Genomic DNA, 22765 nt, shown 5'->3' with positions numbered 1-22765 from the left:
CGCCGGGGTCGATAGTGGGTCACGAGAGTCGTTCGGGGGCGATCACACGGATCACGGCGGAGTCGTCGCGAGCGCCGAGCCCCTGTGCCTCGCCGAGCAGGAACAGTTGTTCTGCGGCGTTCGCGACGGGGGTCGAGAGGTGCGCGGCGCGCGCAGCGCTGCCCACGATGCCCATGTCCTTCACGAAGATATCCAGGCGGCTGAGCACCTCAGCGCCGCCCTCGTCGTAGGCCTGCAATGAGCGGGGGCCGCGGTTGCCGAGCATGAACGAGTTCGCGGCGCCGGCGGTGAGCGCTTCGAGCGTCTTCTCACGATCGAGACCGAGGGCATCGGCGAGGGCGAGCGCCTCGGCGGCGGCGGCGATGTGCACACCGCACAGCAGCTGGTTGACCGTCTTGAGAGCCTGACCGTCGCCCGGCTTGTCGCCAACGATCGACAGCGTCGATGCGAGCTGCTCGAGTACGGGACGCGCGATCTCCAGGGCTGCCTGGCTCGCTCCGACGACGATCAGCAGATCGCCTTCGCCTGCACGCACCGGTCCGCCCGAGAGCGGGGCGTCGACGAGCTGAACGCCGTGCTCGGCGAGCCGTGCGGCGATCTCGGCGATGCCGTCGGTGCCGACCGTGCTGGTGAGGATGACGACCGCGCCTTCGGCCAGGTGCGTTGCGAGGCCGGTCTCTCCGAAGAGCAGATCGTCGAGCTGTGCTCCGGTGCGCACGGCGACGAGCACGGCCTGAGCATCGGCGACGGCGTCCGCAGCGGAATCCGTCGGCGTGACGCCCTTCTCCGCAGCCAGCGCGACGCGCGCGGCTGCGATGTCGAAGCCGCGCACCTCGAAGCGCTCGGCGAGGCGTGTGGCCATGGGCAGGCCCATTGCTCCCAGCCCGATGACGGCGACAGTGGAGGTCATCTCTTGTCCTTTCGTTTGTCAGTTGGCGTCGGCGAGGGTCGCGACGACACGCGCCAGAGAATCCGTGTCTCCCACGTTTCCTGCGAAGACGATGTAGGGGATGCCGACGGCGGGTCCGGTCTCCGGCTGCCACAGCGAGACGATGCCGGGGAGCATCGGTCCGAGCACGGTGGCGCGGCGGATCTCGAGCGCTTCGCTCGCGACGTCGCTGGATGTGATGCCGCCCTTGGCGATCACGAAACGGGGCGGTGCGATCTCACGCACTCGACGCACCAGGTCGACGACTCCGCTGGAGACCTTGCGGGCGATGTCGAGGCTCTCGTCGCCGTCCGCGCCGGTGACGAGCTCGCGCGTGGTGTGGACGATGACCGATCCTGAAGCCAGCGCCTCCGCCACTGCTCGCGCCTGGGCCTCGAGGTGCGCTTCGCGGCGGTCGTCGATCAGTTGACGCACGTCGAGCTCGATCGTGATGGTGTCCGGTCGCTGACGACGCAGCTCGGCGAGCTGCTGCGTCGTGAGCGGGACATGGCTGCCGACCACGACGAGTCCGCCGCGGTCGTACGCGAACGGGATGTCCGCGGCGGCGACGGGCTCGGCGATCTCCTGCCCGATGTGGGCGCGCACGTAGGGCGGGCCGACGCGCAGGAGCACGTCGCGATCACGCATGCGGTGCAGCGCGAGCGCGAGGACGCGCATGTCGGTCTCGTCCACGACGTCGACGACCACGATTGACCCGGCGGGCGCTTCGCGGAGGAAGGACGCCACGGCGTCGACTCCCGACCGGATGACGTCGATCGTGAGAGCGGCGACCTCATCGGACGCGACACGTCCTTCGGTCTTCTCGGCGACCCAGTCGCGCAGATCGGACGATGCGAACCCGAACGTGGCGTCGGCGGCGAACGGCGTCTCGCCGACGGGGGTCGCCTCACCGTCCGTGACCCAGTAGTGAACCGAGTCGACGGTGATGCGACCGGCGTCGGGGAAGGCGGGGATGATCAGGACGAGATCCGGAGCCTTGCCGCCGTGCGCGACGATCTCCTCGGCGAGCACGTCGGTCTCGAGTGGGAAGTGACCGCGGAGCGTCGAGTCGCTCCGGGAGACGAATGTCACGCGCTGATCGGCATCGGATGCCGCGGCCATGGCGACCGCGACGACCTCACGGTTGCGCGCGGCGGCCGTGTCCTCATCGAGCGATCGGGTGTTCGTCAGCACGTAGACGGCCGGAGCGCCGGTCGCGAATGCGCCCGCGAGGTCTTCGTACTCCCACCTGGTGAGCACGGGGAGCCCGGCGACCGACTGCGTTCCGGTGGGATCGTCGTCCAGCACGACGAGCACGCCGTGCGGATCGAGAGCGGCACGGACCTCGGCGGCGTCGATCTCGACGGATGCCGGCAGCGAGGCGAGAAGCGCATCGACGTGCACAGGAACTCCTTCGTTCAGAGGGTGTCGCGGAGTGAATACGAGAGGTTCGGAAGCGTTATCCGATATCAGATAACGAGGGTACGCCCTATGGGTTCCCGGGCAAAATCGTCGCGTCTACTCGCCCAGCACGTAGTGCAGTAGATCGTCGCGAGTCTGGCGCATGTGACTCGCCATGGCCTCCCTCGCGGCATCCGCAGAACGCGTGCGCATCGCCTCGAGCACCGCCGCGTGCTCGGCGATCGCATGTTCGCGGATGTCGCGCACCGAGCTTGTCTCGGTGCGCGAGTCCTGCAGCATCGTGGTGAGGGGGCGCACGGATGCGACGAGGATGCGGTTGTCCGCCGCGGCGAAGATCACATCGTGGAACGCGAGATCAGCATCCACGAATCCGGGGACATCGCCGTTGTGATGGGCTGTGCGCATCAGCTCGAGCCTGCTCTCGAGTTGCGCGATGTGCTCGTCGGTGCAGCGCGGCGCGGCGAGTTCGGCGGCGCCGGTCTCGAACATCACGCGCATGTCGATCAGATCGAGCGACGAACGACGCCGCGCTCCCCCGCTGCGAGCCAACCGCACCACTGCTTCGAGCCCTGTCCACTCATCGACCGGGGCCACCCTGTGCCGACTGCCGGGCACCGCGACGATGACGCCTTGCGCCTGCAGCAGGCGAACACCCTCTCGCAGCGTGAGCCGAGAGACACCGAGGAGGGTCGCGAGATCGGCCTCGGCGGGAAGAGTCTCTCCGGCCACGAGCCGTCCGGCGATGATCTCATCGAGCAGCCCGTCCACGACAGATTGTGTGCGCGAGACTCGTTCGACCTTCATGCGTCCACGGTAGCGCGCATGGATGCTTCCGCGGATTCCGCTCCTAGGCAGTGCGGATGAGCTTCTTGTTGACGAACTCGTCGGCAGCCAGGTGACCGAGCTCGCGCGACGTACCGCTGCGCTTCACGCCCCCGAACGGCAGTTCCGGACTGTCGGCGAGCACGAGGTTCACGTAGACCATGCCCGCTTCGATACGGTCAGCGACCCGTTCCGCCTGCTCTGGGTCGGTGGTGAAGAGATAGGAGCCGAGGCCGAAGGTGGTGTCGTTCGCCAGCTCGACCGCTGCGTCCTCGTCCGCCACGCGATACACGACGGCGGCAGGGCCGAACAGCTCCTCGCGGTACACGTCCATCTTCGCGGTCACATCCGCGAGCACGGTCGGGGCGAAGAAGGCACCGTCGCGAGTGCCTCCGGTGAGCAGCGAAGCGCCCTGTTCGACGGCACCGTCCACCTGCTTCTGCAGGTGCTCCGCTGCCGCGAGCGACGCGAGCGGACCGAGCACCGTGTCGTCCTGCATGGGATCCGTCGCAGGCACGATCGACATGCGTGCGACGAACTTCTCGACGAACGCGTCGTACAGGTCGTCCACGATGATGAAGCGCTTCGCCCCGTTGCAGGCCTGGCCGTTGTTGTCCAGGCGCGCATCGACACCGGCCTGCACCGTGGCATCCAGATCGTCGGTGGACAGCACGATGAACGGGTCTGATCCTCCCAGCTCGAGCGCGACCTTCTTGAGATTGCGCCCCGCGACCTCGGCTACGGCAGCGCCCGCCCGCTCGGATCCGGTGAGCGAGACGCCCTGCACACGCGGGTCGGCGATGATGTCGGCGATCTGCTCGTTCGTCGCGAGCACGTTCTGATACGCGCCGCTCGGGAAGCCGGCATCGCGATAGATCTCCGCTATCGCGCTCGAGGACTCAGGGCACTGCGGGGCGGGCTTGAGCAGGATCGTGTTGCCGACGATGAGGTTGGGAGCCGCGAACCGTACGATCTGATATGCCGGGAAGTTCCACGGCATGATGCCCAGCAGCGGTCCCAGCGAGTCGCGCCGGATGATCGCCGAGCCCTCGCCGAGGATCGCGATCGGCTGGTCGGCCATGATCGTCTCCGCCTGGTCCGCGTAGTACTCGGCGATGTCGGCGGCGAAGTCGACCTCGCCGAGTGCCGCCTCGCGAGGCTTGCCCATCTCACGCACGAAGATGTCGGCGAGCTCCTCGCGGCGTTCGCGATGAAGCTCTGCCGCGCGACGCACGAGTGCGGCACGTTCGGCGACCGCCGAGGATCGCGACCAGCCGCGATGCGCGGTATCCGCGGCGGCGATCGCCTGGTCGATCTGCGCGTCGGTGAAGGTGTCGTATTCGGACAGGGTCTCCCCCGTCGCGGGGTTGATGACGGCGTAGTCGGTCATGGTCGCGGTCCTCTCGGTCGTCTTCGGAGCGTTTCAGTTCGGGATCAGGGTGTACTTCGTGGACAGGTACTCGTGGATGCCCTCGAGGCCGCCCTCGCGGCCGATCCCCGACTGCTTGACGCCGCCGAACGGAGCTGCGGCGTTCGAGACGACGCCCACGTTGAGGCCCATCATGCCGGTCTCGAGCGCGTCGATCATCCTGTGCCCGCGGGCGAGGTCCTCGGTGAACACGTAGGAGACGAGTCCGTATTCGGTGTCGTTCGCGAGGCGCACGCCCTCGGCCTCATCCGTGAAGGTGGCGATCGCCAGCACGGGGCCGAAGATCTCCTCGCGGAGGATGTCGCTGCCGGCCACCACCTCCGTGATCACTGTCGGCTCGAAGAACGTGCCCTCCCCGTCGATCGAATGCCCGCCTGCGAGCAGCTTCGCACCTCGGCCGACAGCATCCTCGACGAGCTCGCCGGCCTTCGCCACGGCATCCGCGTCGATGAGAGGACCGATCGTGACGCCTTCCTCGGTGCCTCGTCCGATCTTCATCGCCTGAACACGCTCCGTCACGCGACGCGCGAACTCCTCCGCGACGTCCGCGTGCACGATGAATCGGTTCGCCGCTGTGCACGCCTGACCGATGTTGCGGAACTTCGCCATCATCGCACCGTCGACCGCCTTGTCGAGGTCGGCGTCGTCGAAGACCACGAACGGGGCATTGCCGCCGAGCTCCATGGAGACGCGCAGCACACCCTCTGCAGCCTGCGCGATGAGCTTCCGGCCCACCTCGGTCGAGCCGGTGAAGGACAGCTTGCGCAGCCGAGGGTCGGCGATGATCGGCGCCGAGAGCTTGGAGGACGAGGAGGTCTGCACGACGTTGACGACGCCGGCCGGAAGCCCCGCCTTCTCCAGCAGCGAGACGAAGAACATCGTGGTCAGCGGAGTCAATGCCGGTGGCTTGATCACCACCGTGCATCCGGCGGCGAGCGCCGGCGCGATCTTGCGCGTCGCCATCGCGAACGGGAAGTTCCACGGGGTGATGAAGAACGAGGGCCCGACCGGACGCTGCGAGACGATCATTCGTCCCGTGCCCTCAGGGTTCGATCCGTACCGGCCGGCGATGCGCACCGCCTCCTCGCTGAACCACCGCAGGAACTCCCCGCCATAGACGACCTCGCCGCGCGACTCTGCGAGAGGCTTGCCCATCTCGAGCGTCATCAGCAGCGCGAGGTCTTCCTTGTGCTCCTGCACCAGGTCGAACGCCCGACGCAGGATGTCACTGCGGGTACGCGCGGGGGTGTCCGCCCACGACTGCTGCGCCTCGGCTGCGGCGTCGAGCGCGCGGATGCCGTCGTCAGGTGTCGCGTCGGCGATGGAGTGGATCACGGCGTTGGTCGCGGGGTCGCGCACGTCGAAGGTGCGCCCACCGGTGGCCTCCACCCACTGCCCGCCGATGAAGAGTCCCGTCGGGACACGTTCCAGGAGGGCTTTCTCATCGGGTGCAGTGGTCATCGTGCTCTCTTTCTGTGCGGGATGGGACGGGTGTCAGCGACGTCGCAGGCTGGGCGGAGCATCCATGGCGAGGGTCTCACCGCGGAAGAACGCCGGGCGCTTGATCGCCTGCCAGATCATGATGAGGATGCCGAGGACGATCACGGTCACCCCGAGGATGAACACGAGGCCGACGCCCGCGATGTTGGATCCGCTGCCGTAGTCGGGGTTCATGCTGTCGACCAGCGTCATCACGAACAGTGCAGCGAGGATGATGCCGCCCACCAGCGGGAACAGCAGCGTGAAGAAGAACGTGCGCGCCGAGTCGAACCACTGCTTGCGGAAGTACCAGACGCAGGCGAACGCGGTGATGCCGTAGTAGAAGCAGATCATCATGCCGAGTGCGGTGATGGTGTCCCACAGGACGTCCTCGCTGATGAAGCGCATGACGGCGTAGAACGCGGATGCCACGACGGCGGCGATGATCGTCGCATACCCCGGTGTGAAGAACCGCGGGCTGACCCGGGCGAACTGCGAAGGCAGAGCACCGTAGTGCCCCATCGCCAGCAGTGTGCGCGCGGGCGAGACGAAGGTCGACTGCAGGGACGACGCCGAACTCGTCAGCACAGCGAGCGAGACGAGGAAGGCGAGCGGGCCGAGGATGGGCCCTGACAGGTAGAAGAAGACGTTGCTCTGGATGTCTTCGTTTCCGAGCCCGAGCGCGCCGGTGCCGATACCAGCGAAGGACAGCAGAGAGAGCGAGAGCAGCAGGTAGAGGACGACGATCGTGATGACCGTGAGAGTCGCAGCGCGCCCGGGGGTCTTCTCGGGGTTCTTCGTCTCCTCGTTCATCGTGAGGGTGACGTCCCACCCCCAGAAGATGAAGATCGACAGCGAGAGTCCGGCGACGATCGCTCCGACCGATCCGACCGCGAACGGGTTGAACCAGCTCAGCTCGATCGGACTCGCGTCGAACGCATTGCCCTGGGCCACCTGCACGAACGCCGTGACCGAGAAGACGAGCAGCACGAGCAGCTGGAAGCCGACGAGGTAGTACTGCAGCTTCTGCGTGGTCTGCATGTCACGGTATGACACGAGCGTCGCGCCGAGCATGAAGAGCAGACAGACGGCGACGTTGATGAAGGGGTTGAACGCGAGCTCGGCGATCGTGCCGGGGTTGCCCGCGATCTGATCGATCAGCAGGAACAGGAACTCGACCGCGATGCCGGCGAGATTGGAGAGGACGAGGATGGTCGCGGCGATCAGTCCCCAGCCGGCCATCCATCCCACCCACGGCCCGAAAGCGCGTGCGGCCCAGGTGAACGACGTGCCGGAGTCGGGCATCGACCGGTTAAGCTCGCGATAGCCGAAGGCAACCAGGAGCATCGGGATGAAGCCGATCAGGATGATCGCCGGCACCTGGAATCCGACCTCGGACACGGTCGGGCCGAGTGCCGCGGTCAGAGTGTAAGCCGGCGCGATGCACGAGATGCCGATGACGACGGCGCCGATCAGGCCGACCGTCCCAGCGCTCAGCCCCTTCTGGGACAGGCCTCCGGTGACGGGGGCCGGTTCGGGCGCGGAGTCGGTGGTCGGGGGTGTGGTGCTCATGCGCGGTCTCCTTCGACCTGGGCACCCGTGCGGGTGCGTGGCACGACGATCATGGGAACGGGAAGCACGCGCAGCATCTTCGCCGCGGTGGAGCCGAGGAAGAGTCTGCGCGGCTGGGCGAGCCGGCTCGATCCGACCAGGACGACTTCGCCCGGCAGCCAGGAAAGCTGGGTGACGGCATCCTCGACGCTTTCCCCCGGTGCCTGCTCGGCCGACACGGCCACGTGCACCGGCAATGCCGCCTTGGCTGCGGCCAGCACCTCATCGGCGTGGCCTCCCGCGACGACGCGGATCGCGCCGGTGTCGAGGCCGGGCGGAACATCGAACGGCACGAGCGATACGAGTCGCAGCGGCGTACCGCTGTCGGTCGACATCGCGACGGCCTCGTCGAGCAGGACATCGGCGCCGGCACGTGTGCCGAGCGCTGCCGTTATCCGTGGGACGACGTCAGCGGGCTGCTGCGCGGTCCCCGCCGGCGCGAGTGCGACCGGGATCGGTGATGAGTGCACGAGTGCGGATGCCACGCCTCCCAGCCTGTGCCGTCCGAAGCCTGCGCCCTCCGCTGCGCCGACGACGATCAGCCGGGCACCGAACTCCTCCCCCGCGGCGATCAAGCCTTCGGCGAATGATTCTCCGAGACGCACGTGCCCGCTGCGAGTGATCTCCTTGGGAAGGCTCGCCATGGCGTCGGCGAGCCATTTCTTGCCCTGAGCGCGGATGACGTCCTCGTACGCGCGCTCCGGAGGCACGGCCGCGCTTCTGGTTCCCTCGGAGGGGAGCACGATGACCAGATGCAGCCGGGCACCGAGGCTTCGGGCCAGGCGCGCGCCGAGAGCTGCCGCATCGGCGCCGGCATCCGTCGCGGTGTACCCGACGACGATCGCGCCGCTCATCGTGCGCTCCCCGACGTCGCACCGACGGCCGCTGCACTGGTGGAGCGGCTCGCTTCCACGATGTCGGCGGCGACCAGGTGCCCCATACGGATGGCGCCGTCCACGTGCTGGTAGCCGGCACCGGCGAGATCGCTGCACGCGAAATGTATCGGGCCGACGGGGGTGCGAAGGTCCTTGCCGTAGCGGTGGAGGCCTCCGAGGTCGAAGCTCGCGGCGTACGCTCCGCGCGTCCATTCCTCACTTCCCCAGTCGCTCTCGTAGTAGACGACGGGGCTCTTCGCCTCCGGGCCGTAGTAGTGCGAGAGGGACTCGAGGATGCGCTCCTTGCGCTCTTCGGCGCTGAGCTCGAAGACGCCGTCGGCGTGCTTGTCGGAGACGAATCCGACGAGGGTCCCCCGCTCATCCGCGTGGTTGGTGTTGTCGTAGGCCTCATGCGAGAGCTCGTACGGGCTGAACGCGGTGCCGCTGAGGCCCTGCTCACGCCAGAACGGGCGGTCGTAGACGGCGTGCACCTTGATGACGAAACCCATCGACAGGTGCTGGTGCAGCTGATGCTGTCTTCGCGGCATCGGCGGTACGAATGAGATGCGGTTGTAGAGCACCGGTGCGTGCGCGAGGATCGCGAATCGCGCCCTGACCGTCACGTCATCCGTCGTGGCCGTCACCCCGCCGTTCCCCGACCCTGTGGAAGGGGCCCATTCCAGCGATCGCACCGGTTGGTTCAGCAGCACGTCGTCGCCGAGTCGCTCCGCGAGCAGCAGCGGCACCTGCTGGAGGCCGCCGATGACGCGCTCGTCGAGGATGAAGTCGGCGTCGACGAGATTCGAGAAGCTGCCGGCGGATGCTGCCATCAGCAGCGCCTGCAGTGTGGAGAAGGCGTGCGCGGGCTTGGTGAGCATGGCTCCGGCGATGAAGAGGGCGATGTTGTCGCGCGCCTCCTGGTCGTCCGTCTCCTGTTCGAGCCACGCCTCGAACGAGATCTCGTCGAGGGCTTCGGCATCTGGATGCTCCCATGGACGGTCAGGGTCCAGTTCGGCGACCATGTCGTCGAGCTTCTCGATCAGGTCGACCATGACTTTCTCGGTCGCCGGCGCGACGGGGAAGATGTCACCGGTGAAACGGGTGAGTTCCCCTGACGGGCCGATGTAGACGCTCTCCCCCTCGCGGTAGCGGCTGTAGGTGGCGAGACCGAGCTCCTCGATGGTCTCCTTCAGAGCATCCTGATCCGGCGACACCCACTGTCCGCCGATCTCGAGCATCGCTCCGTCGATGACGTCGGTCCACAGCCGCCCGCCGACGCGATCGCGCGCTTCGAGCACGGCGACCGAGAGCCCGGCCTTGCGCAGGTCGTTGGCGGCGGTGAGCCCTGCCGCTCCGGCGCCCACGATGAGCACGTCCCGTGTGATCTCAGTCATCAGCAACTCCTTCGTCGTTCATGCGGACTGTGTGTCAAGTGCCGGTCGCGACCCGAAATCCCCCGATACAGATCGCGACCGGACGTTCTATGCGGCGGCGAGCGCCTCCGCGATGACGTTGAGCCCTTCGTTGAGCAGATCGTCGCCGATCGAGAGGGGCGGGAGGAACCGGATGACGTTGCCGTAGGTTCCGCAGGTGAGCACGATCACGCCCCGTGCGATGGCGGCCTTCGCGACCGCGGACGTGAGCGGGGCGTCCGGGGCCATGGTCTCCGGATTCACGAACTCTGCCGCGATCATCGCACCATGGCCGCGGACGTCACCGATACGCGGATCCTTCGACTGCAGAACGGTGAGCCGCTCTGTGAGGATCGCCCCGATCTGCTGGGCCCGCTCGATCACACCGTCGTTCTCGAAGACGTCGATCGCGGCGAGCGCCGCAGCGCACGCGATCGGGTTGCCGCCGTATGTGCCGCCGAGGCCGCCCGCGTGCGATGCATCCATGATCTCGGCGCGTCCGGTGACGGCGGCGAGCGGGAGGCCGCCGGCGATGCCCTTGGCGGTGGTGATGAGATCGGGAACGACGCCGAAGATCTCGCTGGCGAACATGTGGCCGGTGCGGGCGAATCCGGTCTGGACCTCGTCGGCGATGAAGACGACGCCGTTCGCGCGACACCACTCGGCGAGCGCCGGCAGGAACCCGTCGGCGGGGACGATGAAACCGCCCTCTCCCTGGATGGGCTCGATGATGATCGCGGCGAGGTTGTCTGCGCCGATCTGCTTCTCCATCTGCGAGATCGCGCGAGAGGCGGCCTCCGCTCCGGTGAGCCCGTCGCGGAACGGGTACGACATCGGGGCGCGGTAGACCTCGGGGGCGAACGGGCCGAATCCGCTCTTGTACGGCATCGACTTGGCCGTGAGCGCCATAGTGAGGTTGGTGCGGCCGTGGTAGCCGTGATCGAAGGCGACGACGGCGGAACGGCCGGTGTGCTTGCGTGCGATCTTGATCGCGTTCTCGACGGCTTCGGCGCCGGAGTTGAACAGCGCGCTCTTCTTGTCGAAGTCGCCTGGCGTGAGCCTGTTGAGCGCTTCCGCGACCTCGATGTACGACTCGTACGGGGAGATCATGAAACAGGTGTGGGTGAACTGCGCGACCTGGGCTGCGACGGCAGCGGCGATCTTCGGATGCGCGTTTCCGACCGTGGTGACGGCTATGCCGCTGCCGAGGTCGATGAGCGAGTTGCCGTCGGCGTCGACGACGACGCCACCACCGGCGGCCACGGCCGCCACGGGCACCGTGTGTCCGACACCGGCAGGCACGGCATCCGCTTTGCGGGCGAGGATCGCCGCCGAACGGGGTCCAGGGAGTTCTGTGACGAGTCGACGCTCCTGCGGGAGGTCGGGCCCGCCGAGCGGTGGTGCATCGGTCGCTGCATCGAGAAGTGCCATGTTGGTGAGCGTATGCCGCTTGCTTATCGGGATGCACTCGCCCGTCTGTACAATCTTGGAAAGCAGTTCGCCGCGACGTATAACGGAGAAGCTCATGGATCAGCCGACGCTTCGCGCACTGCTGCGCCGGGACGATCTGCGATTGCGACTCGTCTCAGACGAGGATGCTCTGCGCGACGGCGCGCTCGACCGGCCGATGCGCTGGGTGCACTCCTCCGACCTCACCGACCCCACGCCGTTCCTCGCCGACGACCTCGCACTTCTCACGACCGGATCGCAGTTGGCCGATGAGGATGCCGCAGGCATCGATGCCTATGTCGACCGTCTCGCCGGCCGCGGCATCGTCGGACTCGGCTTCGGAACCGGCATCGGTCTCGGCCCTGGTGGACAGCTGTCGGATGTGCCGGATCGGCTGATCCTGGCGTGCGCGGTCGCGGGCATCCCGCTGTTCGAGGTGCCGTACGCCACGCCGTTCATCGCGGTCGCGCGCGCGCACTCAGAGGCGATCGCGGCGCAGGCGTACGCTCGGCGCACCTGGGCACTGGACACGCAGCGGGCGCTGGCGCGTGCTGCGCTGAGGTCTCGCGGGCTCGAGTCAACGCTGACTGAGCTGGCGCGGCGGTTGGATCGCTGGGTGGGGATGTTCGATGCGACCGGTGCGCTCGCGCACGAGCATCCGCACGACCGGCTGCCCGCCGACGATGTCGCCACCCTCGCGATGCGCGCCACCGAACTGATCACCAGGGGCGGCCAGGCCGGGCAGTCGTTGACGCTCGGGGCCGAATCGTTCACGCTGTTCACCCTGGGACGCAGCGGGCACCTCAGAGGCGTGATCGCCATCGGCACCGCGACGCTCGATCCGGAGGCACGTGCGGTGGTGACATCCGTGATCGCGATGGCAGGTCTCGCACTGGAGCAGAACGAACAGCTCGAGCGCGGGCGGCGGCGCCTGCGTTCTCAGGTTCTCGCCTCATTGCTTCTCGATGACCCGACGCTCGCACGCCACGTGCTCGGCTCCCTGCCGCCCTCTCCCATGGTCATCGCCGTCGCTGATGCGGATGCTCCGGCCGATGCCATCGCCGATTGGTGGGAGCGCAGGCAGGCGGAACACGGCACTGCGGTGTTCGGCGCCACCTCCGATGCAGGACTCACGTTGTGCGTGTCCGCCGAGGACGAGGGCCTCTTCGATGAGCTCTCCGCTCGTTTCGGCATCCGCCTCGGCATCTCGGAGCCTGAGGGCTACGGAGCGTTCTCCCGAGCACATGCCCAGGCTGTCGTCGCACTCAGGCACAGCGATCCAGGGGCCGTGCGTTACGTGGACACCGTGGCGTCCAGCATCCTCACCGCATTCGCCACCGACGAGGCTCGCCTGGTCGCCGAGTCGCGTCTCGCACCGCTTCGCGCACACGCCGAGCTGGAGCAGTCTCTGCGCGTCTGGCTCGAGCACGACGCGCGCTACGAGTCGGCGGCTGCAGCTCTGGGCATCCACCGGCACACCCTGCGTTCTCGGATCACCCAAGCCGCCGGGCTGCTGAACCTGGACCTGGGCTCGTTCCCCGCCCGCGCGGAGCTGTGGGCGGCGTTGCAGACCGCGCGCGACTGACAGCTCCCTACCCACGAGACCGACTTCGCGACACGAAACCGACTCTGTACGACTCGGTCTCGTGCGGGAGGCTCGGTCTCGATGTCGAGTGATGCGCCGCTATGCGCCCTCGCCGAGGTTGTCCGAGACGACCTCCATGGCGTGCGCACGCGCCTCGCGCGCATCGACGCCCCGCTCGGCCGCGACCGCGGACGCGAACACCTCCGCGAACACGAGGTACGCGACCCTGGAGGTGTGCTCCAGTTCGTCGCGGAAGCTCACCCCGCTGGGGGTGATCACGAGCGAGAGGGTGGCGAGCTCGGTGAGGGCGGATGCCGCGAACGATGTCAGTGCGATGACCTTGGCTCCTCCCCTCGAGGCGGCAGCCGCCACTCGCAGTGTGGCTTCGTTCGCCCCGGAACCGCTCACGATGAGGCACACGTCGTCAGCCGTGAGGTGGCGCGCTGCGATCTGCTGAGCGATCGCGTCGGCGATGAACTCCGCCGGCCGCCCCGACGCCGTCAGCCTCATGGCCAGGTCACTGGCGATGGGAGAGGAGAGACCGTTCGCGAGCACGAGCAGGCGCCCGGCGGATGAGGCGAGGCGCACCGCCTCTGTCACGACGTCGGCATCCAGCAGGCTGGCGAGCGCCGGCAGGGATGCGGCGACCCGGTCGATCTCACCGCGCATGCGCCCCAGCACGCCGGGACCGTGATCGGCGACGGCATCCGCCGACTGGCCGAGTTCCGCGGCGAGTGCGACGCGCAACTGGGGATAGCCCCGGTATCCGAAGCTCTGGCAGGCGCGCACGACGGTGGCTCTTCCCACGCCGGCCTGATCCGCGAGTTCCTGTGCAGTCCACTCGACCACGGACTCCGGCTGCTCCGAGATCAGCTCGGCGACTCGACGCTCGCTCGGGCCGAGCGTGTTGCCGACGCTCGCGATGCGAACGGTCGGCGGAGTGCTAGATGAGAACACGGGCACGGGCTCCCTCCATGATCCGACGACGGATCGCTCCTGACGCCCAATCGATGAGCATCGTGACGATGACGACGACGATGAGCAGCACACCCACCGTCGACCACTCACGGTACTGCGTGTACGAGGTGAGCATGTCGCCGATGCCGCCGACGCCGATCAGGCCGAGCACGGCGGAGGAGCGGACGTTGATCTCGAAGCGGTACAACCAGAACGACCAGAACGTGGGCGCAGCCTGGGGCCAGACGCCCCAGCGCAGCACCTGCGACGTGCCTCCACCCGCGGCACGGGCGGCCTCGATCGGTCCAGGTGCGACGCCCTCGACGGCTTCATATCCCCACTTGCCGAGGGTGCCGATGCCGTTGATGGCGAGGGCGAGAGCGCCGGTGAACGGCGTGAGTCCGGTGACGGAGAGGATCACGATCGCGATGATGATCTCCGGCACGGCGCGGATCAATGAGAAGAAGCCGCGAAGAAGCGAGCGCAGCCATGCGGGGCCGAAGCCACGGGCAGCGAACAGGCTCAGCGGAGTGGCGAGCAGGATACCGAGGACCGTGCCGACCCACGCCATCTCCACGCTGCGCCAGGTCTGCCACAGCGCCTCGGATAGCTTCTCCCAGTTGGGCGAGCCGAACATCAGGAACAAGTAGCGCACGATCTCCGACGGCAGATCGGCGAGGCGCGCCCAGTTGATGTCGATCGACCAGAACGCGAGCACCACGATCGCGGTGACGGCGATCCATCCGGCGATGAGCCATGGCCTTCGCGGCCGCGCCGGGACGACGATGGCGCTCATACCAGCCTCCGTCGGATGGCCGAGCTTGCGATATCGATGACGACCACGACGATGAGGATCTCCAGGATGATCAGCGACAGCTGGTCATAGCGGTAGAAGGTGCGCACGGAGTCGATCAGCAGCCCCATGCCGCCGGCACCCACGAGGCCGAGCACGCTCGACGCGCGCACGTTGAGTTCGAACACGTAGAGGGTCTGATTGGCGAAGGCGGGCCAGGCGTCGGGCAGCGCGAGCGTACGGTTGATCTTCGCCTGGGTGGCGCCGACCGCGCGGCCGGCCTCGAGGGGACCGCCGTCATTCGTGTCGATCGCCTCGGAGACGAGCTTGACGATGATGCCCACGTTGAAGAGCAGCAGGGCGAGGATGCCGGGGAGAGCTCCGACGCCGACCATCGCGACGAGCACCGCCGCGTACAGAAGGTCGGGAACGCTGCGGATGACGTTGAGTATGCCGCGGACGAGGATGCGCCAGAATGCGTTCGGGTTGGTGCTGCGCGCGGCCCAGAAGCTCAGCGGAAGTGAGATCAGCGCGCCGACCGCGGTGGCGATGATCGCCATCTGCAGGGTCTCGATGAGAGGTGCGATCGTGCGAGGGAAAAAGCCCCAGTCGGGCACCAGAAGCTGCAGGACCTTGCCCGCACCGTTCTGCCAGTTGCGGGCGATCGCCGAGAAGTCGACGTCGATGCCGATTCCCGGCAGGCACATCACGACGGTGATCGCGACGATCACGAGAGCGATGACGGGGGCCTTCCAGGCGCCACGCGGCTTGTCGGGAAGTTCGAGCGGCGTCGCCGCTTTCGATCCCGCGGCCGTGGCGACGCTCATGAGAGCCGGTCCTCCGGGTTGATCGAACGGCCGTAGATCGCCTCGAAGTCGGCATCCGTCGCCCCCGCCGCGTCGCCGTCGTACACGACCTCACCGGCACGCATGCCGATCATGCGCACGCCGTACTCGCGGGCGAGATCAAGCAGGTGCAGGTTGACGATCACGGTGATGCCGAGTCGCGATTGATCCGTCGGAGGTCGGCCATCACACCGTGCGCGGTCGGCGGGTCGAGGCTGGCGACCGGCTCGTCGGCGAGCACGATGCGCGGCTCCTGCGCGAGGGCGCGGGCGATCGCCACGCGCTGCTGCTGTCCGCCGGAGAGGTTCGAGGCGCGCTGGTACAGCTTGGGCAGGATGCCGACACTGTCGAGCGCGCGATAGGCGAGCTGCTTGTCGCTCTCGGGGTAGAGACCGAGCAGCGTGCGCCACAGCGGGGTGTGCGCGAGCCGGCCGACCAGCACGTTGCTGAGCACGTCGGCGCGTCCGGCGAGATTGAACCCCTGGAAGACCATGCCGATGTCGCCGCGCAGTCGTCGCAGCGCGCGGGGCTTCGCCCCACTGACGCGGTGCTCCCCCACATCCAACGTGCCGCCTGTGACGGGGACGAGACCGTTGACCGTGCGGATCAGCGTGGACTTTCCCGAGCCGGAGAGTCCGACGATCGCGATCATCGATCCCGCGGGGATGTCGAGCGAGACGTTCTTGAGGCCGACTGTGCCGTTGGGATAGCGGACCGTGACCCCATCGAGGCGGATGGACCACGGCGTGGACGCCGCAGCCGGAGCTGCGACGTCCACGCTCTGATGCTGGTCGGGCACTTACTGCAGTCCCAGCGCTTCGGCGGCGCGGGCGACCACGTCGAGCGATTCGGGGTTCGCGGGTGCGAGCTTCGTGATCGAGTACACGCTCTCGAGGATCTTCGAGCCTTCCTCGGTGTCCGAGAAGTCGGCGAGCGCGGTGGTGATGCGCTCCTGCAGTTCCGGCGAGAGGTCGGACGACAGCGCGACGCCGTCGTTCGGGATCTCTTCGGTCAGCGCGAAGACAACGACCTTCTGGCCGACGTCCGGGGTGTCCTTGACGACTATCGAACGGGCATCCCAGAAGCTGAAGCCGACTTCGGCGTCGCCGTTGTAGACCGCGAGCACGGAGGCGTCGTTCGCAGTGACCGGGATCTGGTTGATGTCGGTGTCGGTGTCCAGGCCCGCCTCCTGCAACGCGAGGACCGGGTAGATGTAGCCGGCCGGCGAGCCCGGCCCGAGCAGCGCGACGTTCGCGCCCTTGACCTTGGCGATGCTGTCCAGGCCCGCCGGGCCCGCCATCGCGTCGGCGCCGTTGCAGAACAGCATCCCGTCGCGTTCGACCGGCTCGTCGTCGCAGTACTTGTCGGGGTTGTTCGTCATGAACTGCGCGGGGTACGTGATGTTGCCGTTGCGCTCGGTCTGCAGCACGACCGACGCGTCGTACATGTCGTTGGCCTGCCACAGCTGCAGCGACGGCAGGAAGCCGATCTGCGCCTGGCCGGCACCCATCGCCTCGACGGCGGCCTGGTAGTCCTTGGAGACGACACCCGTCACCTCGATGCCGAGTTCCTCGGTGAGGTGGTCGGTGAGCGGAGCCGCGGTGTCGACGAGGCCGTCCTGATCCTGCGAGGGGACCAGTGCCAACACGAGCGACTCGGGGTCTGCAGCCGGAGCGGCAGCGTCTCCCTCGGCGGTCGCGCTGGAGCAGCCGGCAAGAGCGAGCAGAGCGCCGGCGGCGACGAGGGCCGTCGCCGTATGACGCAGGGTGGAGGTGCGCATGATCATCCTTCGGTGAGAGTGGTGGTGGGTGCGGGAATGGTGGAATCGGCGGCAGTGGAGTCGGTGAGCCACTCGCGCAGCTGCGGCAGCAGCGCGGTGAGTGTGGCAGCGCGGAAAGTGGGGTGGGCCCCTGGGTCGGAGAAGTCACCGACGAGCGCGGTGGCATGGCCACGGCGGTGCACCGGGGCGAGGTCGTTGTGCCAGATGTCGCCGATACTCAGCACGCGCACGTCGTCGGCCAACTCGTCGAGAATCCGCTCGATACCGGCGGGCTTACCCGCACTCGTCACGATGCGATCGAAGAGACCGTCCAGTCCGAGAGCGGCCAACGCCTCGGCGAGGCGCACGTCGGGAGCGTTCGTGACGAGGATGCGATGGGCATCGGCCTCCGCCAGGAACTGCGCGAGGCCGTCAGGCGCGGTGATGGGCGCGTCGGGGGTGCCGAGCCGACCACGGCTGGCGAGGTACGCGCGGCTGAGGTGGCCGGTGTTCGCTCCGGCGGCCTCTGCGACGCGACGCACGGCATCGTAGCCGTCGAGCGCGCCCTCGCCCCCTGCGGTGAGGAGCAGGCGGATGCCGTCGACGAACCCTTCCGGCGAGCCCAGCTCAGCAGCCACGTGCTGCGCATAGGCCAGCACCGGTCCGTCGCCGAGCGCGACCGTGCCGTCGAAATCGAAGATGATCGTGGTGCGGGTGTTCACTGATACTTTCCAATACTGTGGACGCTTCGTCCAGTATGAGCATCAAGAATGGACGCAGCGACCACAATGCGTGAACAGAATGTAAACAGTTCGCGAGTCGGCGGCTGCGATTCGCCGATGCCGACGGCCTAGTGTTGTGGCCGTGACAGAACTCGTCGTGCACTTCCTCGATGCCGTCTCCGCACGCGCAGGGCGTGACACGCCCACAGACGCCGCCGCCGCGGTCGGCATGATCGCCTGGCTGACGACGAGCATCGCGGAAGATCGTGCAGCGGCGCGCTTCGATTCCTGGGGGCGCTCCACCGTGATCGACGAGAACCTCGGAAAGCCGGTTATCCGGCGCGCGCTCTTCGAGCACCTGCACGAGCTCGCCGGGATCGACGCCGCCTGGCCGATAGGCAACGCCGGAGTGCTGCACTGCTACGGGTATCTGCTCTCGCGGGTGAAGACGCCGCACGGGCTGAAGCGGGAGCGGTGGCTCGGCGCCGACCTCGCCCGCGCGTACGGACGGCCCGACGACGGGTTCGTGCCGTGGTCGGGCGATCGGACGCTGCTCACGCGGGCAGCGGACGCGGCATCCGCTCTGCTCTCGGCGCCTGCGCTCTCGCGCACGCTGTCCGTCGACGGCCGCGAGACGCGTCTCGCGCTCAGCGCGACGACCGGACCGGGTGCGCTCGCCTACGCCGTGGCGCCCCAGATCGGCGCAGAGCCGCTGCCGGTGACGACATTCCCGGTTGCAGACGTCGCCGCGATCGTCGAGGACTTCGATGCCCAGCCCCGGCTGCGGTGGAACGCGGTGTGAATCCGCGCTGGCGCAACGAGCGAGCACCCGGCATGCCTAGTCATAACGGGTGAATCTCTCGAGTGCTGGCGCAGCGGGGTGCTCGCTCACCCGCGCGCCGCGCGTCCGCGTGCAGACAACACGCGGACGCAGCCCCAGCCCATCAGCGCCACACCGACCACGACGAAGACGACGCCGAACAGCCACACCGCGTCCTCCCAGTGGAAATAGCCGTACGACGTCGCCTGCAGGAGGCGGCCGAGATCTTCGGGGAAATCCGCGATGCTGCCGCCGTCACCGAACACCCAGAGGCCGATGCCGAGGACCGTGACGCCGAGCCCGCAGAACACGAAGGCGGTCGTGGAATCCCGCCGCCCTGCCCCGACCGTCTCAAGGTGCGATCCGGCACCGGTGATGTGCGGCGCCCTGATCGAGATGACGGGCAAGGTGATGACGAGCGCGACGGCGAGTGGGACGCACATGCCGATGACGTAGCCTCCCAGCGGCACCAGGAACAACTGGCTCGCCATCCCCTCGCTCCACCAGTAGTGAAAGCCGCTGTTCTCCGCCTCGGCATCGGCGATCGTCTGCCTCACACCGGGAAGAGCGACGGCGATCGCCTGAATGACCGCCACCGGCAGCACCACGAATGCGGGCGCGACGATGCACGCCGAGACGAGGCGGAGAAGCACCGTGCCGATGTTCGCCAGCGTCTTCCACGCGATCTCCAGCATGCACCAGCCGGCATATATGCCAGGGGCCGCGACGGTGAGATTCCCCCAGAAGCGGTCTCCACCGGCATCCGTCATGGAGTCGAGGACGCCCCACACGCCTGCCGCGATTGAGGCGATCAGAACGAGGAGGTTCACGCCGCTGAGAAGCGACCGGAATTCGTCCCTCCAGATGCGCGAGTCCTCCGAAGCCGCGTCCGTGTCAGACATGGCATCCCCTCCCCGAAGTCACGTCCCCGCAAGATTAGCGCGGCGCGTGGGCCTCGAGGAACTCGTACACGTCTGTCGTGTCGACCCCGGGGAATGCGCCGGTCGGCAGCGTCGCGAGCAATGTGCGCGGGGTCTTGACGTTCGGCCAGGACTGCTCTCGCCAGCGCTCCTCCAGGTCGGCTGGCGCCCGTCGGCAGCACACCTCGACCGAGTGCTTGGAGACGCCGCGGTTGGGTGTGTCCCTCCCGACGAACCACTTCGTGTCGTCGAAGCGGACGCCGACGCTGACCGAGTGCAGACCTTCGCTGGATGCTTCGACCCGCGCCGTGCACCAGTAGGTGCCGTTGCCTGTGTCGGTGTACTGGTAGTACGGGTTGAAGCGGTCGTCCTCATCGAACACGACGCGACTCGTCCACCGGCGGCAGCACATCTGCCCCTCGATCGCCCCAAGCCGATCGGTCGGGAAGTTCACATCGTCGTTCTCGTACGCCTTCGTGATCGTGCCCGACTCATGCACCTTCAGGAAGTGCACCGGGATGTCGAGGTGCCTCGTGGCGAGGTTCGTGAAGCGGTGGGCCGCGGTCTCATACGAGACCGAGTACGTATCGCGCAGGTCTTCGATCGAGATCGCCCGACGCTCCTTCGCCGCCTTCAGCGCGGGCACCACGTGCGCCTGCGGAATGAGCAGCGCACCTGTGAGGTAGTTCGTCTCCACCCGCTGACGCAGGAACTCCGCATAGCTGCGTGGCTCTGAGTGCCCCAGCATCCGGCTCGACAGCGCCTGCAGCACCGCGGTGCGGGCGTCGCCTTTGGCGGGCACGCTGCTCGAGAGGTACAGTCTGCCGTTCGCGAGATCGGCGACGCTGCGCGTGGTCTGCGGCAGATCGGGCGCGTAATGCAGCGTGAAGCCGAGATAGGCGGCGATCTCGGATGCTGTGCGCTGAGTCAGCGGACCTCCTGGGTGCCCGACTGCCTCGAGGATCTCCGATGCCTTCGCCTCGAGCTCGAGGAAGTGGTTGTCCTGACGCCGCATCAGGTGCCGCAGCTCGACGTTGGCCCTGCGCGCTTCCTCCGGAGTCGCCGCGCGCTCATCCTTCAGCCGATCGATCTCACCGTGCAGGGCGAGCATGGCCTTGAGCGCATCCGTCGGCACGCTCTTGGCGATGCGGAACGGATCGATGCCGAGGGCCTGGAACGTCTGCCCCTTCATCGCGCGCTCGAGCGCGATCTCCATCGCACTGCGCTCATCGAGCGGCTCGCCCTCGAGCAGCGCGTCGATGCCGGTACCGAGCGCACGGGCGATCGCCTGCAGCAGGGTGAGCTTCGGCTCGCGCTTGCCCGTCTCGATCATCGAGAGTTGGCTCGGCGCCCGCTCGACCGCGGTGGCGAGATCTTCGAGCGTCATCCCGCGGGCTGTGCGGAGTTGTCGGATGCGGCGGCCGATCGTGAGGGCGTCGGTGTCTTCTGCAGCGTCAGCGGTGCTCATGCGGCCGATTCTGTCACGAAAGCAGAAATACGATCAATCTTCACACTGGATTTGTTCAGTTCAGGCGTGGAACTTCACTCAGAGTGGTGTCAAGCCACCCGGTTCATCATCCGGGGAACATCCGACGAAGGAGACGCCATGACGAACACCGCACCTCGCCCCGCCGGCCTGCGAGCCGGAGACCAGACGCAGACCGCGGCAGAGCTCCAGGAGATCTGGGACACCGACCCCCGCTGGGACGGCGTCGAGCGCACGTACACGGCTGAGGACGTCATCCGGATCCGCGGTTCCGTCCGCGAGGAGTCCACGCTCGCGCACCGCGGCGCGGAGAACCTCTGGAACCTCCTGCACACCGAGGACTACGTCCGCGCGCTCGGCGCCTACACCGGCGGCCAGGCCGTGCAGCAGGTGCGTGCGGGGCTGAAGGCCATCTACCTCTCGGGCTGGCAGGTCGCCGCCGACGGCAACCTCGCAGGCCAGACCTACCCCGACCAGTCGCTGTACCCCGCGAACTCGGTGCCGGCAGTGGTCCGCCGCATCAACAACGCCCTGATCCGTCAGGATCAGCTCGAGCACGCCGAAGGCGACACCACGCAGGATTGGCTCGCCCCGATCGTCGCGGATGCCGAGGCGGGATTCGGCGGTCCGCTGAACGCGTACGAGCTGGCTTCCTCTCTCATCCAGTCCGGTGCCGCCGGCATCCACTGGGAGGACCAGCTGGCCAGCGAGAAGAAGTGCGGCCACCTCGGCGGCAAGGTGCTCGTACCGACCCAGCAGCACATCCGCACTCTGAACGCGGCACGCCTCGCGGCCGACGTCGCCGGCGTTCCCACGGTCATCATCGCGCGAACGGATGCTCTCGCCGCCGATCTGCTCACGAGCGACGTCGACGAGCGCGACCAGGCGTTCACGACCGGCGAGCGCACCCCGGAGGGCTTCTACCGCATCCGCCCCGGCATCGACTCTGTCATCAGCCGCGGACTCGCCTTCGCACCGTACGCCGACCTGATCTGGGTCGAGACCGGCGAGCCCGACATCGAGCTCGCCCGCGAGTTCGCGAAGGCCGTGCACGCCGAGTTCCCCGGCAAGCTGCTCGCGTACAACTGCTCGCCGAGCTTCAACTGGAAGCGGCACCTGTCGGACGCCGAGATCGCGACGTTCCAGCAGGAGCTGGCCGACCTGGGCTACAAGTTCCAGTTCATCACCCTGGCCGGCTTCCACGCCCTGAACTACTCCATGTTCGACCTTGCCCGCGGCTACGCCGATCGTGCCATGAGCGCGTACGTCGAGCTGCAGGAGGCCGAGTTCGCCGCTGAGACAGACGGCTACACCGCCACCAAGCACCAGCGCGAGGCCGGTACCGGCTACTTCGACGTGATCTCCACGGCGCTCAACCCCGACAGTGCCACGCTCGCCCTGGCCGGCTCCACCGAAGCCGCCCAATTCCACTGATCCATCCGCTTTCCGAC

At 67.7% G+C, this 22765-nt stretch carries 19 protein-coding genes and 1 pseudogene; 3 read left to right on the top strand and 17 right to left on the bottom strand.

All coding sequences use genetic code 11. The annotated features are described in order from the left end of the window. Positions 1-19: 19 nt before the first annotated feature. The 9 genes from ACP7AR_RS17445 to gabT all read right to left on the bottom strand — a co-directional run bounded on the left by ACP7AR_RS17445 (position 20) and on the right by gabT (position 11409). Positions 20-910, bottom strand: a complete 891-nt coding sequence (locus ACP7AR_RS17445) for an NAD(P)-dependent oxidoreductase (RefSeq protein WP_426188551.1) — start codon at positions 908-910, stop codon at positions 20-22. 18 nt (positions 911-928) lie between these two features. Continuing rightward, positions 929-2332: a four-carbon acid sugar kinase family protein gene (locus ACP7AR_RS17440; protein WP_426188549.1), complete on the bottom strand. Its 1404-nt coding sequence runs from the start codon at positions 2330-2332 to the stop codon at positions 929-931. A 114-nt stretch (positions 2333-2446) separates the two neighbouring features. Further along, positions 2447-3154 (bottom strand): FadR/GntR family transcriptional regulator, encoded by a 708-nt coding sequence (locus ACP7AR_RS17435; RefSeq protein WP_426188547.1) that lies wholly within the window; start codon positions 3152-3154, stop codon positions 2447-2449. 43 nt (positions 3155-3197) lie between these two features. Beyond that, positions 3198-4562 carry an NAD-dependent succinate-semialdehyde dehydrogenase gene (locus ACP7AR_RS17430; RefSeq protein ID WP_426188545.1) on the bottom strand — a complete coding sequence of 455 codons (1365 nt, stop codon included), beginning with the start codon at positions 4560-4562 and terminating at the stop codon, positions 3198-3200. Between the two features lie 33 nt (positions 4563-4595). Beyond that, a complete protein-coding gene (locus tag ACP7AR_RS17425; protein ID WP_426188543.1) occupies positions 4596-6062 on the bottom strand; it encodes an NAD-dependent succinate-semialdehyde dehydrogenase in 1467 nt (488 codons plus the stop codon). Positions 6063-6095: 33 nt separating this feature from the next. Beyond that, a complete protein-coding gene (locus ACP7AR_RS17420) occupies positions 6096-7652 on the bottom strand; it encodes an APC family permease (RefSeq protein WP_426188541.1) in 1557 nt (518 codons plus the stop codon). Further along, positions 7649-8545 carry a universal stress protein gene (locus ACP7AR_RS17415; RefSeq protein WP_426188539.1) on the bottom strand — a complete coding sequence of 299 codons (897 nt, stop codon included), beginning with the start codon at positions 8543-8545 and terminating at the stop codon, positions 7649-7651. The genes ACP7AR_RS17420 and ACP7AR_RS17415 overlap by 4 nt, the downstream gene beginning before the upstream one ends. Further along, positions 8542-9960 (bottom strand): flavin monoamine oxidase family protein, encoded by a 1419-nt coding sequence (locus ACP7AR_RS17410; RefSeq protein ID WP_426188537.1) that lies wholly within the window; start codon positions 9958-9960, stop codon positions 8542-8544. Before ACP7AR_RS17410 ends, ACP7AR_RS17415 begins: the two co-directional genes overlap by 4 nt. Before the next feature lie 87 nt (positions 9961-10047). Beyond that, a complete protein-coding gene (gene gabT / locus ACP7AR_RS17405) occupies positions 10048-11409 on the bottom strand; it encodes a 4-aminobutyrate--2-oxoglutarate transaminase (protein ID WP_426188535.1) in 1362 nt (453 codons plus the stop codon). Between the two features lie 94 nt (positions 11410-11503). On the opposite strand from gabT, the gene ACP7AR_RS17400 reads away from it, so the two are divergent. Further along, positions 11504-13012 (top strand): PucR family transcriptional regulator, encoded by a 1509-nt coding sequence (locus ACP7AR_RS17400; protein ID WP_426188533.1) that lies wholly within the window; start codon positions 11504-11506, stop codon positions 13010-13012. Between the two features lie 99 nt (positions 13013-13111). On the opposite strand, the gene ACP7AR_RS17395 is transcribed toward ACP7AR_RS17400, so the two are convergent. The 6 genes and pseudogenes from ACP7AR_RS17395 to ACP7AR_RS17370 form a co-directional block, all read right to left on the bottom strand. Next, positions 13112-13975 carry a MurR/RpiR family transcriptional regulator gene (locus tag ACP7AR_RS17395; protein ID WP_426188531.1) on the bottom strand — a complete coding sequence of 288 codons (864 nt, stop codon included), beginning with the start codon at positions 13973-13975 and terminating at the stop codon, positions 13112-13114. Then, positions 13956-14765 (bottom strand): phosphonate ABC transporter, permease protein PhnE, encoded by an 810-nt coding sequence (gene phnE / locus ACP7AR_RS17390; RefSeq protein WP_426188529.1) that lies wholly within the window; start codon positions 14763-14765, stop codon positions 13956-13958. The genes ACP7AR_RS17395 and phnE (ACP7AR_RS17390) overlap by 20 nt, the downstream gene beginning before the upstream one ends. Further along, positions 14762-15589: a phosphonate ABC transporter, permease protein PhnE gene (gene phnE, locus ACP7AR_RS17385; RefSeq protein WP_426188527.1), complete on the bottom strand. Its 828-nt coding sequence runs from the start codon at positions 15587-15589 to the stop codon at positions 14762-14764. The genes phnE (ACP7AR_RS17390) and phnE (ACP7AR_RS17385) overlap by 4 nt, the downstream gene beginning before the upstream one ends. Continuing rightward, a pseudogene (gene phnC / locus ACP7AR_RS17380) lies at positions 15586-16385 on the bottom strand (phosphonate ABC transporter ATP-binding protein). Before phnC ends, phnE (ACP7AR_RS17385) begins: the two are co-directional and overlap by 4 nt. Positions 16386-16406: 21 nt before the next feature. Then, entirely contained in the window at positions 16407-17387 is a 981-nt protein-coding gene (locus ACP7AR_RS17375) for a phosphate/phosphite/phosphonate ABC transporter substrate-binding protein (RefSeq protein ID WP_426188525.1), read from the bottom strand. Positions 17388-17389: 2 nt separating this feature from the next. Next, on the bottom strand, positions 17390-18088 hold the full coding sequence (locus ACP7AR_RS17370) for an HAD family hydrolase (protein ID WP_426188523.1): 699 nt from the start codon (positions 18086-18088) through the stop codon (positions 17390-17392). Between the two features lie 142 nt (positions 18089-18230). Between ACP7AR_RS17370 and ACP7AR_RS17365 the strand changes: the two genes are divergently transcribed. After that, positions 18231-18890 carry an amino acid deaminase gene (locus tag ACP7AR_RS17365; protein ID WP_426188521.1) on the top strand — a complete coding sequence of 220 codons (660 nt, stop codon included), beginning with the start codon at positions 18231-18233 and terminating at the stop codon, positions 18888-18890. 86 nt (positions 18891-18976) lie between these two features. Here the strand turns inward: ACP7AR_RS17365 and ACP7AR_RS17360 are convergent, their stop codons facing one another. Continuing rightward, entirely contained in the window at positions 18977-19810 is an 834-nt protein-coding gene (locus ACP7AR_RS17360; RefSeq protein ID WP_426188519.1) for a hypothetical protein, read from the bottom strand. A 34-nt stretch (positions 19811-19844) separates the two neighbouring features. Then, a complete protein-coding gene (locus tag ACP7AR_RS17355; RefSeq protein WP_426188517.1) occupies positions 19845-21296 on the bottom strand; it encodes a helix-turn-helix domain-containing protein in 1452 nt (483 codons plus the stop codon). Positions 21297-21434: 138 nt separating this feature from the next. On the opposite strand from ACP7AR_RS17355, the gene aceA reads away from it, so the two are divergent. After that, positions 21435-22748, top strand: a complete 1314-nt coding sequence (gene aceA, locus ACP7AR_RS17350; protein WP_426188515.1) for an isocitrate lyase — start codon at positions 21435-21437, stop codon at positions 22746-22748. The last annotated feature ends 17 nt before the right edge of the window (positions 22749-22765 follow it).

The sequence above is a fragment of the Microbacterium sp. TWP3-1-2b2 genome (assembly GCF_049896145.1).
Classification (GTDB): domain Bacteria; phylum Actinomycetota; class Actinomycetes; order Actinomycetales; family Microbacteriaceae; genus Microbacterium.
Note: the sequence above shows the minus strand (reverse complement) of the source record. Positions and strands in the feature narration are given on the sequence as shown.